The sequence below is a fragment of the Paenibacillus lacisediminis genome, assembly GCF_046567315.2.
On the sequence record NZ_JBKIAX020000003.1, the window covers coordinates 288,763 to 300,758 of the forward strand.

General features: G+C 50.4%; 11 protein-coding genes. All 11 read left to right on the forward strand.

The features are described 5' to 3' along the window. Window positions 1-39: 39 nt before the first annotated feature. Window positions 40-2,055 (forward strand): serine hydrolase, encoded by a 2,016-nt coding sequence (locus ACLD72_RS07485; RefSeq protein WP_411002718.1) that lies wholly within the window; start codon window positions 40-42, stop codon window positions 2,053-2,055. An 81-nt stretch (window positions 2,056-2,136) separates the two neighbouring features. Continuing rightward, window positions 2,137-2,829 (forward strand): response regulator transcription factor, encoded by a 693-nt coding sequence (locus ACLD72_RS07490; protein WP_411002746.1) that lies wholly within the window; start codon window positions 2,137-2,139, stop codon window positions 2,827-2,829. Continuing rightward, window positions 2,816-4,186, forward strand: a complete 1,371-nt coding sequence (locus ACLD72_RS07495; RefSeq protein ID WP_411002717.1) for an ATP-binding protein — start codon at window positions 2,816-2,818, stop codon at window positions 4,184-4,186. Before ACLD72_RS07490 ends, ACLD72_RS07495 begins: the two co-directional genes overlap by 14 nt. Before the next feature lie 100 nt (window positions 4,187-4,286). Next, window positions 4,287-5,516: a cell wall-binding repeat-containing protein gene (locus ACLD72_RS07500; RefSeq protein ID WP_411002715.1), complete on the forward strand. Its 1,230-nt coding sequence runs from the start codon at window positions 4,287-4,289 to the stop codon at window positions 5,514-5,516. Between the two features lie 137 nt (window positions 5,517-5,653). Next, entirely contained in the window at window positions 5,654-5,857 is a 204-nt protein-coding gene (locus ACLD72_RS07505) for a DUF2933 domain-containing protein (RefSeq protein WP_411002714.1), read from the forward strand. Window positions 5,858-6,137: 280 nt separating this feature from the next. Beyond that, entirely contained in the window at window positions 6,138-6,872 is a 735-nt protein-coding gene (locus ACLD72_RS07510) for a response regulator transcription factor (RefSeq protein ID WP_411002713.1), read from the forward strand. After that, on the forward strand, window positions 6,869-8,278 hold the full coding sequence (locus ACLD72_RS07515; RefSeq protein WP_411002712.1) for an ATP-binding protein: 1,410 nt from the start codon (window positions 6,869-6,871) through the stop codon (window positions 8,276-8,278). The genes ACLD72_RS07510 and ACLD72_RS07515 overlap by 4 nt, the downstream gene beginning before the upstream one ends. Next, window positions 8,275-8,472, forward strand: a complete 198-nt coding sequence (locus ACLD72_RS07520) for a hypothetical protein (RefSeq protein WP_458475675.1) — start codon at window positions 8,275-8,277, stop codon at window positions 8,470-8,472. Before ACLD72_RS07515 ends, ACLD72_RS07520 begins: the two co-directional genes overlap by 4 nt. A 109-nt stretch (window positions 8,473-8,581) precedes the next feature. After that, window positions 8,582-9,214: a TetR/AcrR family transcriptional regulator gene (locus ACLD72_RS07525; protein ID WP_411002711.1), complete on the forward strand. Its 633-nt coding sequence runs from the start codon at window positions 8,582-8,584 to the stop codon at window positions 9,212-9,214. 227 nt (window positions 9,215-9,441) lie between these two features. After that, window positions 9,442-10,806: an HlyD family secretion protein gene (locus ACLD72_RS07530; protein WP_411002710.1), complete on the forward strand. Its 1,365-nt coding sequence runs from the start codon at window positions 9,442-9,444 to the stop codon at window positions 10,804-10,806. Continuing rightward, window positions 10,803-11,993: an ABC transporter permease gene (locus tag ACLD72_RS07535; protein WP_411002709.1), complete on the forward strand. Its 1,191-nt coding sequence runs from the start codon at window positions 10,803-10,805 to the stop codon at window positions 11,991-11,993. Before ACLD72_RS07530 ends, ACLD72_RS07535 begins: the two co-directional genes overlap by 4 nt. The last annotated feature ends 3 nt before the right edge of the window (window positions 11,994-11,996 follow it).

Genomic DNA, 11,996 nt, shown 5'->3' on the forward strand with positions numbered 1-11,996 from the left:
CTTGTAGCGTACTTAAAAAGCGAGGGGAGAGAGCAATCAATGAACATGTGGCGAGCGTTCCGCACTAAAGCGGCCGTTGCCTTGGGGATCGTGATGATCACGGGCGCTATCGGCGGAGGAGGGAGTACCGGATTGTACAATACCGCTTCCGCGGCAGAGGAGGGACCACGTGATTCCGAAGAAGTGGGGCGGTTTTTCGATGAATTTTTCCAAGACTCCGATATTTCCAAAAATATGGCCGGGGCCGTGGTCATGGTCGTGAAGGGCGATCAAGTCCTGGCCCAAAAAGGGTACGGATACGCAGATACGGAGAAAAAGCTGCCGGTGGATCCGGAGCGCACCGTATTTCGGATCGCTTCGGTTTCGAAAGTGATTACCGCTACAGCGGTAATGCAGCTGGCGGACCAAGGGAAAATCGACTTGGACGGGGATATAACGCCCTATTTGGGCGGCGTCCGCATTCCCAATCAAACGAACACGCCGCTGACGATGAAAAGCTTATTAACGAACAGCACCGGGTTCGACTACGGGGACACCTCCGAGCTAATGTCGCCGGATTTAAAGCGGGAGGTTTCTTTAAAGTCTTTCATTAAAGCTAATGTTCCCACTGTTGTTCGAGAGCCCGGCAAATACTACCGTTATGACAACCTCGGCTTCACGCTGCAGGGATATGCCGTTGAGCAGGTAGCGGGCCAGCCTTTTGAAGAATACGTCCGGGAGCATATCTTTGAACCGCTTGGGATGACAAGCAGCGGCTTTCGGTTTACGCCGAAAATCAATGAGCAGCTGGCTGTACCCTACGATGTGACAGGCAAGCCGATTCCGCAATATGCCACCGTTCCGACCGTGCTTCCCGCCGGCGGCATGTTTTCAACCGGCTCCGATATGGCGAAATTCATGATGGCGCATCTGAACGGCGGCAAGCTGGGTGACGCTAAGATTTTGGATGCGGCGTCGGCGGCGGAAATGCATCGTCCGCAGCTTGCCATCCATGCGAAGCTGCCGAACATGGCGTACGGCTTCGAATATTCCAACCGCCAAATCTATAACGGACGTTATGTGGTGGAAAAAGGCGGGGATATTGACGGATACCACAGCGGCATGTGGCTGCTGCCGGAGGAAAATGTCGGCGTATACGTCAACGTGAATAAGGATTTTGACTTCCGGGTTCCGTTGTTCGAAGCTTTTATGGATCATTATTATCCGGAAAAAACCGCTGCCGGAGAGCTGCCGGCTAACACCGATCAGCAGTCCTTGAAGCAATTCGAAGGCGTCTACAGCGACCTGCGAAACCGGATGTGGACGACCCGCGTTCGCGCCGAAGGCGGCCTGCTGATCGCAACCGATCCACTGGGCGAACACCGGCTGCGCGCGATCGAACCGCTGCTGTTCGAAGACGAAAACGGCGTGAAAGCCGCCTTTAAGTTGAATGACGACAACACGGTGCGGGCTTTTTATTACGATCAAAAATCGGACAGTTGGGCGCAAAAAATGCCCGAGCCCCGGAAGTATCCGGATATTGGCCCGGACAATCCTTACGCAGCATATATCAGTCACCTGCGCCAGCTTGATATCATCGGCCGGGACAGCGGGGAAGAGGCATTCCGGCCCGAAGAACCGATAACCAGAGGCGAGTTTATCGGCTGGTTCATCCGCTGGACGGGGATCGCTCCATCAAGGCAAAATCCGGTATTCGCGGATATCGCCGGCAGCCCCTATGCCCAAGAAATTCAAGCCGCTTATGAATTCGGCATCATCAAGGGTGCGGGCGGCGGCAAGTTCCATCCGTCCAAACCGATCACCCGGGAAGCAGCGGCCAACCTGGTTTGGAACATGGCTGTCGCTTACCTTCATGCAGCTCCAATGGAAGCGAAGCTAAGCGGGACAACCAGCCCGTGGGCGCTTGAAGGAGTTCGCTACGTTGTGGCGAAAGGATTATATGGGCCGGAGATCGCAGGATCGCCAGGCAGCGGTCTCGACTACCGGTCGCAGGAGCCGATGCTCCGGCAAGAAGCGGCTGCGCTGTTGTCGAAGTTCGCGGATAACTTATACTAGGATAAAATAGTAAAGTCCCTTTTGTTTGCAGAGCCTTCTCTGTGAACAAAAGGGAACATTTACGTTTATGGGGTGAGGAGCATAAAAGCGATCTTGATCATCGACGACGAAAAGGAAATCCGCGAGCTGCTGGAGATCTATCTGAAAAATTACGGTTACGGCACCTTTGAAGCCGAAAACGGACAGGAAGCGCTTGAACTTTTTCAAAAGGAGAAGATCGATTTGGTCCTGGCTGACGTGATGATGCCCGAAATGGACGGGATTGAGTTGTTGCGGAAGATGCGGCAGGATTCCCATGTCCCTTTTCTGTTTATTTCCGCCAAATCCGACGATATGGACAAAATTAACGGGCTCCAGCTTGGAGCGGATGATTATATCGGCAAGCCTTTTAATCCGCTGGAAGTCGTCAGCCGGGTTCAGGCGTTGTTCCGCCGTGCGGATTCGTATCATACGCCGGAACAACGGGAACAGGAGCTTATCGAGATCGGCGACGTCGCCCTGGATCTGCTGAGCTGCAAGCTGTACAAGCAAGGAGAGTATAGAGAGACGACTTCTTATGAATTTAAAATTTTGGCGCTACTGATGAAAAACGCGGGACGGGTTTTTACGAAAGCGCATATTTACGAGCAGGTATGGGGCGAGGAGTATATGGGGGATGAAAATCTGGTGATGGTCTATATCAGCAAAATCCGCGACAAGATCGAAGACAACCCCAGAAAACCCGGTCATCTCGTGACGATTAGGGGGCTCGGTTACCGTTTTGAAAAAGCATAACCGGCAAGCCGGCAAGCGGCCGCTCAAACGTTTGTTTCTGTTGAATTACTCCGCGATTACCGGCCTTGTGCTGGCGGCGATCATCTTGGCTTTGCTCAATATGGATTTCCTGATGAACCGTTTTTTTGACAAAACTCCGGATTTTAAGCAAATCAGCGCGGCCGATCTGTACGAAGCGGACGGGACTTTAAACGGAACCTTGCTCGACCGGTACGGCGGCTGGCTGGAGCTTTTGGATGAAGAGGGGGAAGTCATCGCCACGAAAGGGCAGAAACAGGACGATATCGTTGCTTACGGCGGTGATAGGCTTTTTGCCGAAATCGATATGTACCGTAATGATAACTACATTACCTATCATCCTTACTCGGTTGAAGGACCAAATGGCGAGCGGTACGTCCTGTTATGGAAATTTCCGAACGATAAGATGCTACTTGCCGTCGGTATTTTTGCGGCTTCCCTGCTCGTGTACTTGATAGGGGCTCTTTTCTTCTACACGCGGTATTCCGTCCGGCAGATGAAGAAGCCGCTCCAACAAATCGCCCAAGGCATCGGGGAGATGGAACGATTCCACTACGAGAAGCGGCTCCATTTTGACGCGGAACAAGAATTTGCGGAAATTCGCGACGCTTTTAACGACATGGCCGAACGTCTGCAACTGGCGTCCGCGGCCAAAGAAACGGCCGAGAGGAACAAGCAAAATCTGCTGCTGCACTTGTCTCATGACCTGAAAACGCCGATTACGTCGATATTGGGTTACTCCCAACTGCTTCTGGACAACCCGCCGGCGGACGAAAAAGATCGGCGGAAATATGTACAATACATTCACGATAAATCCTCCTATATGAGCAAACTGATCCTGGATTTGTTTGAGCTGGCGAAACTGGATGACGAGCAACTGAAGCTTAATCTGCAAAAAGTGAACCTGACAAAGTGGTACCAGCAAAAAATCGCGGAATTTTACCCCGAAATCGAGCATCACGGCTTCCGCTTGCGCGCGGAAATTCCGGAAACTCCCCTGTATGTCATGGTGGACCTGGTGCATATGGACCGCGTAGTGGCCAATTTGATCGGAAATGCATTGAAGTATAATCCGCCGGGAACCGAACTTTATGCATCATGCGAGGAAAAGGACGGGAAAGCAATTCTATGGCTCGGGGATAGCGGCTTAGGTTTTCTGGAGCGGGAGAGGGAGCAGCTTTTTGAGGAATTTGTCCGCGGTTCTTCTTCCGGCAAGGAGGGTACGGGACTGGGACTGGCTATATGCCGAAAAATCATCGAGCGTCACCAAGGCACCATGGCGCTTGTGAGCGATGCCGACTATCCGACATTGTTCCGGATTCATTTGCCAAGCGTTTAATCTCCATAAAAACCACACACTTTCTTCATCTTCTCTGTTTAAAATAGTTATCACCTAATAACACTAATTAGGTAATAATTAGAATTTTCAGGAGGTTTGCATGAAGAAATCTGTTAAGCTTGGCGCAGCGGTTTTGGCCGTTATGTTTGTGCTGTCGGCATGTACCAACACGGGCGGCAAGGAGGCAGCGGACACCAAGGAAGCCGTTCAAACCGCGGATGATACTAAAGCGGCTGGGACCGCGGCGGCTGCCCCATGGATTGCCTCCAAAAATACGACCCGGATCAACACCGATGATCCCGTGGCAGCGGCGGTGGCGGTTTCCCGTTCGCTATGGATGGCGACCGGCGAAGATAACCGGCCCGGAAGCGTCATTCTCACCTCTGCGGACCATTGGCAAAATGCCGTGGTCAGCGCCGATTTGATCCATCATCCCAGCAATGGCCCGATTTTGTTTGTGGACAAGGACAGCGTTCCCGAAGCCACGGCAAAAGAATTAAAAAGACTTCAGCCAAGCGGTGTGGCATCCAACCAGGGCGTTCAAGTGATTTTGGTGGGAGATCTCGGACAAGGCGTTGAAGATCAGGTAAAGGAGCTGGGCTTCAAGACGGACAAACTAGCGGCCGACAATCCCGCTGCCTTGGCTAAGGCGATCGATGCCTATTACGCGAAAGTAGCCGGGGACAATCCTTCCTCCGTGATCATCGGTTCCATGGACAGTCAGGAGTACACCATGCCAGCCATCAACTGGATCGCGCATATGCCCGAACCGCTGCTGTATGTCAAGCAGGACGAAATCCCTCAGGAAACCAAAGAGGCTTTGCAGACGCGGGGAGGCAAGGCTAATATTTACATATTAGGTCCCGAATCTGTGATTTCAGCCAAGGTTGAAAGTGAATTAAAGTTATTCGGCAATACGGTGCGCATCTCTGGAGAAGATCCATATGCCAATGCGATCGCTTTTGCCAAATATAAAGATGAGCAAACCGGGTTCGGGTGGGGAATCACCACGCCGGGACACAACTTTTCTTTTGTGAACGTCGATTCGCCGTTATTGGCGATTGCGGCCGCCCCGTTTTCCCATCTGGGGAAACACGCTCCATTACTGTGGACCGATCGGGAAGGGATGCCTGAATCGGTGATGTTCTACGTGATGTCGGTTCAGCCGGCTTACGATCAGACCCCGACGGAAGGCCCCTACAATCATGCCTGGCTGACGGGATCGGCGGCAACGATTAGCGAAAAGGCGCAGGGTGAAATCGATTCGATGCTGGAAATCATGGCTAAGACGGGACAAGGGCATGGAAGTATGCATGGAACAAACCACTGACAAATACAGCTGCCTTTTTAGCAAACACGGTTCTTTTGAATCGTGTTTATTTATTCGCTTTTTCCACATCGTTTCTACACATTCCTTTTGTAGAATGAACTTGTAAAGGTTTGAAATGTTGAAGGAGGAATGCAAAAATGGACTGGTCTTGGTTGCTGGTGCTGGTTTGTCCGCTGGTGATGATTTTTATGATGTTTGGCATGAAGGGACATGGGCATGTTCATGGGCGAGGGGATCAAGCGCATCATTCGGCAAATGAGCAAGGAATTCGGGCGGAACTGGACGAGCTTAAAGCGCAAAACGAGCAGATAAAGCAAGCGCTCCAAAAGCTGTCCCGGTAAAGGAGTCCTTACAAGAACGCGTAAGAACGGTCTCGTTGGAAATATCCAATAGATATGGAAAGTTTATGGTAATTACAGCGGCTTGATTGGATATTTCCAATAGATGAGGATCGTCAGGGCGCAAAATGAGCGGTTTGAGAGAAATCTATTGGATTTTTTCCAATTAGAGTCCCAAATTGCGTCCGTTGTCCGTCAATCTATTGGATTTTTTCCAATGGGCGTTTTGCGTTAGGTTCGATCTGGCGTCCTGCCAATACGTTTTTAAGCTATAATATCATGTATGTGTACATGTAATGGGGGGCCCACAGTGTCAAAACTTCAGGTGCTGGTTGTGGACGATGAATGGAACATGCGTAATTTGCTGCGCATTTATTTAACGCGGGAAGGGTTCGAGGTGAAAGAGGCGACGAATGGTTATGAAGCTTTGGTCATGACGGCGAAACAGCGATTTGACGTCATTCTGCTGGACATTATGCTGCCGGACATGGACGGATGGCAAATATGCAAAAAGATCCGGGAGAATGACAATGTGGCCATTCTGATGCTTACCGCGCGTTCCGAAACCAAGGATAAAGTGCATGGGCTCGGCATCGGTGCGGACGACTATTTGACCAAGCCGTTTGAGCAGGAGGAATTGCTCGCACGAATTTACGCCTTAATCCGCCGTTCAGCGATCGCGCAAACCACCTTCAAGCAGGAGCTTGCATTGGAGTTTGGTTATCTTCGTATCCTGCCTGAAGGCAGGGAGGTTTATATCCATGGCACCCCGGTGGAGTTCACCCTGAAAGAGTTCGATTTGTTGCTGACGCTCGCCAAAAACGGGCAACGTGCGTTCAGCCGCGAGGAATTGGTGGACTTGATCTGGGGAAGCGAATACGAGGGGGAGATCCGGGTCGTTGACACGCATATCAAAAATATCCGGGAGAAAACCCAAAGAGCGGAACTCGGGTTCAATCCGATTCAAACCGTGTGGGGAGTAGGCTATAAATGGAACGGAGCGGGCGCTTCTAAATGAGCGGGAATAAAATAGGCTTTAAGCTTGGCTTGGTCATTCTCGCGGCTTTTGTCTTGGTGATTATATCATTGGGGCTGACCATCGAGCGGATGTTTACGAATTTCTATACTGCGGAAATGAGAACAGAGGTCAACGAACTAACGACCCATTTCACCGCGATGAGCGAACCTCCGGATATGCTATCCGAAGAAACGATGTTGAAATTCGCCGATTTTTCCAATGTCAGCATTCTCTATATTGACAAGCAAGGAACCGTGCTGGCGAATTCCGGGCCCTATGATACGACGGACCGCACGTTTATTAAACTAATGGACGTGAAGCTGCTGTTTGCCGGGCAGACGATCAAATTGGAACATACTGATACGAGCGGGGAACGTTATTTTATAACGGCCAAACCGGTAAAGGATGCAACGGGGGGAAATATAACGGCGGCCGTCTACGTCATGTCTTCGACCAAACATATGGATAAATCGCTCTCGGCCGTTCGGGGCGTTCTGGTTCTGGCGGGAGTGGGGGCACTTCTGCTTGCCTTGGGAATTACTTGGATCATCGCGCGGATTTTGTCCAGGCCGCTAGTGCAGATGCAGGTTGCGACCCGCAACATTGGCGCCGGCGAGTTGGAAACCCGGCTAGCTATTCGGCGGAACGATGAAATCGGGATGTTGGCAGATTCCATCAATCATCTGGCCATGGAGCTTCAGCGGTACCGGGATACGCGCCAGGAATTTTTTGCGAACATATCCCACGAACTTCGGACTCCGATCACCTATTTGGAAGGTTATGCGAAAGTCCTCAATAACCGGCTGTACGATACAGAGGAGGAAAAGGACCGGTATTTGGATATTATCCACGAAGAGGCGCTTCGATTGCAGCATTTGATCAATGATTTGTTTGAACTGGCCAAAATGGAAGAAGGGAAAATCGCGTTATCCCTGGAGTGGATCGATTTGGCGGAAATTGCCGATAATGCGGTGCGCAAAGTGCGGTTGAAAACGGAGGATAAGGGGCTGCGGCTACAGGCGAAAATCAAGGGCACGGTTCCTTTGGTTTACGGGGACGGCTTGAGGACGGAACAGATTGTGCTTAATATCCTGGAAAACGCGGTGCGTTATACGGAAAAGGGCGGTATTACCGTTGAGCTGGATCAAACCCCGGAATACGTATTTTTGGCCGTGCAGGATACCGGCATCGGAATTCCCGCAGACGAACTCCCGCTTATTTTCGAGCGGTTCTATCGCGTGGAAAAGTCGCGGTCACGGCAGCATGGAGGCACGGGGCTTGGGCTGCCGATCGCCAAAAAACTGGCGGAGCTGCAAGGAGGGGAACTTCGGGTCAGCAGCGAGGTTGGCCATGGGTCGAGATTCGAGCTTCGTTTTGCGTCCGGGCAGCGGGAGGAACCGGCATGAGAAAAACGGAATGGCTGATCGTTACGTTAATCATAGCTATGGGGCTATCGTGCCTGTTCCTTTCGGCCTCCTCTTTTCGGGAAGTGTCTTTGCTTCAACTCGGACGATCCTTAGGACGAACTTGTCTTCCGATGGTGACCACACTTGGGATCATAGGGCTCGTTTACTGGTACATTCAAAGGAAGCGGAAATAATATTTATAGTACAAGGTAAGCAGGAAGAGTAATCGGTTTCATTGACATTGCCGGGCTGATAAGCTATAATTCACTGAACGAATGTTCAATGAAATGAGGGTTATTGCATATGAAAGGGCATGTTGAACGTAATATGCGGCAAGAACAGGCGGCCGAAACGCGTGAGAAGTTGTTGGCCACCGCGAAAACCTTGTTTGCGGAAAATGGTTACCATGCAACCCCTGTTCGGGCGATTAACCGGAAGCTAAAAATGGGGGACGGCATCCTTTATCATTATTTTCCCGGCGGCAAGCGGGAATTACTAACGGTATTACTGAAAGAAAGCTTTGAAAAACGAATCATCATATTGAATCAATCTAATGAAAAGGTTGAGCAAATGCCCCTCCAAGATGTATTATACTTTGTTTTTGCCCGGGCGGAAGAGCTGTTGATGAGCGACAAAGAATTGCTGCGGATTCTCATTCGTGAAAGCGATGTTTTGGACTTGGAGGAGATGGCGCGGCTCTCAAGCATCATTCAGGAACGAGCCACTTGGCTTACCGGTCTTTTGGAACGGCGGTATGAACAGGGAGAGATCCGCAAAATGGATTTTAAGATGTCCGCCATTCAACTGATGTCGATGTCCATGCTTATGGTGATCAGCAAATTTATAGGCATTAATTTAGTGGGGGAGACCGACCCTTTCAAATATCGGAAACAGGTTATCAGCTATCTTCTCGAATGTTGGAAAAATCCGGACTAACGATACATGTAAATCGACTAGGAATAGAACCCAAAAAACAACGGCTCGTTTGAGTGTGTTGTTTTTTTGTTTTTTGGATTGACGATACTCACCAATCTGAGTATAATTTCGTTACACAAACGTTCAATCAATTAAAGGGCATGTTATGCATTTTAATTCACCGATCGTTCAATCAAATGAAGGTTGGTTTTACATAAACAGGAATTACACAAGGGAGAGTTGAGAGAATGAATAAAGAGGCCATGAAGAAGCTAGGAAACCGCAAGAACATCATGTATGTCCTATTGGTCGTCGCGCTTGTGGTGGGCGGCACTTTAATGGCGTTAAAAGGAAAGGACGCCGTCACGGTTGCCGCATCGGAGAAAAGCGCGCTGCTTGCAGCCGATTCCGTCAATCAAGCCTTCCAAGGCGTCGGCGGCAAAGTTGTATCCATTGCGGTGGAGGAACAGCAGCAAGTAAAAAAAGGCGAAGTCCTCATGCAGCTTGATACGACGGATATCGACCTGCAAATGGCCAAAATGGAGGGCGACATCCAACAGGCGAAATTAAAAATTGAGCAGGCCCAAAAGTCGCTTGATGTTCAGTCCGAAAAAGTCGTAACCCAAGAGAAGCAAAGCGAGTTGGATCTTGAAGGAGCGAAAGCGGCGGAAAGTCAGGTTAAAAACGGTACGCGTTCCGAAGATATCGAAAAGCAGGAACTGGCGGTCGAAGCCGCCAAGGAAGCGGCCGAGGCCTCCGAAGCCGCTGTGGAATCCGCCAAGAAAAATTTGGCGGTAGCGGGGCTTTCCTTGGACTCCAAGCAAAAAAGCGCCGATTTGGCCAAGACCAGCTACGAGCGGATTAAGAACCTTTACGAAAATGGGCTTGTGGCCCAGACCGACCTGGAATCGGCCAAAAATCGGCTCGACAACGCAAACATCGCCTTAGAAACGGCGCAAAATCAAGTGGAAGTGGCTAATAATCAGGTTATTTCCGCCGAAAAGCAGCTTGCCGTAGCCAATAACTCGGTTGCCCAGCAGCAAACCGCGCTCGACAAAATGAAGGCAGGGGCAACCGCCGAGGAAAAAGCACAAGCGCATATCAAAACCGAAAAAGCGGCGGAAGCGCTAAATTCGATAGCACAATCGAAAAAAGAACTCGAAAACGGCAAATACAATGTCGACCTGCTTAAGAAGCAAAAAGAAGCGCTAGATGTTCAATATAAAACCTTGAAGCTGCAAAAAGAACGGATGACACTCGTCGCTTCCACTGACGGCAAAGTGACGCGCATCGTGCCGAAAATCGGAGAACTCGTATCAACGGGTGGCGTAGGAGCCATGATTGAGACCGATCAGCTGTATTATGAAGTGTATGTGAACGAAACGGATGTTTCGCATTTTAAAGTGAGCGACCATGTGAATACTCATATCAAAGCGTTAAAGCAGGATGTAGAGGGAACCGTTAAATCGGTGACTTCGGCACCGCAATACGCCGGTCTTCGAATGAGCCGGGAGAGAGGGCTTTCCGATTTAACCTCGTATATCATCCGCATCGAAATTGACCGTACGCCGGAGCTGCTGCCGGGTATGACGGTAGAGGTTAAAGCTCAATGAAAGCTTTTATCGAGGAATGGAAGCTGCTGTTGAGCGGCAAGTCTATCATTATTTTTATTCTTACACCTATAATTATGGCTTCTGTATTCGGGTACGTGTTCAAAAACAACCAGATTAATGAAGCGCCGCTAGCCGTCGTCGACCTGGATCATAGCAAGTACAGCCGCGAGTTGATAGGCAAACTGGACGCCTCCCAGTACATTTCCGTGGAGGGCGTGTTCGGCAATGACATTGACCCCAATATGCTGCTGTATAACGAACGATATTCCGCAGTGCTGTATCTTCCCGCTGGACTGGAGCAGAACCGGACGAAGGGCGTACAAACGAACATCGGGTTTTATGTCGATAACATCGTGACAGGCGCGGTGGGTGGCCTGCGAAGCGGCGTCAGCGAGGTCATTTCAACGGAAAATGTGACGTTATCTACAGGCAGGCTGATGGCGATGGGGCTATCGAGCAACGCGGCTACAGGGATGATGACCAGTTTAAACCTGCAGCAGCGGACGCTTTACAACCCGACGAACAGCACCATGACGACGTCCGTGGTTGGCTTTGTCAACACGGCGATGATTTCCCTATTGGGAAGCGCAGCGCTGACAATCGTGCCCCGGCTGCGCGAGGCCGGAAGATTAAGCGAAGTGCTGGCCAACCCGCTGCAGCTCGTGCTGCGTATCGTTCCTTATTCGTTGGTAGGCTGTGTTTCTTTCATCACGAGCTTTGGCATTTTAAAACAGGTCGGCGGCATGAGGTTCGAAGCAACCGTATTTGAAATGTTTATTCCGTTCTTCATTTATACGTTATTGCTCAGCCTTTTTGCCATGATTATCGGCTGGACCGCCGCTAATCTGGCTAAGGCCGGTAAGCGCACCATGATGATTATATTGCCTTCCTTTTTGTTAAGCGGGGCCAATTTTCCGGTATTGATGCTGCCGGAGCCGCTGCAATTTTTCAGCAAGTTTCTGCCTTTATTTTGGCAGCTTGAATTTATAAGAGGTTTGGCTTTCCGGGGAGGAAAACTTCAATATTTCATTCCGCAGTTCGGTGAGGCAATTTTGCTGATGGCCGGGATGTTGGCCGTGGTGTACCTGCTTGTGCTTAAAGAGCGGAGAGCGGAGCAAAAGCTGCGCCGCAGCGAGGAGAAGGGCTCCTTTTCCGCTCCGTCTTCATCCCAATCCATAAGCTTATAGTTT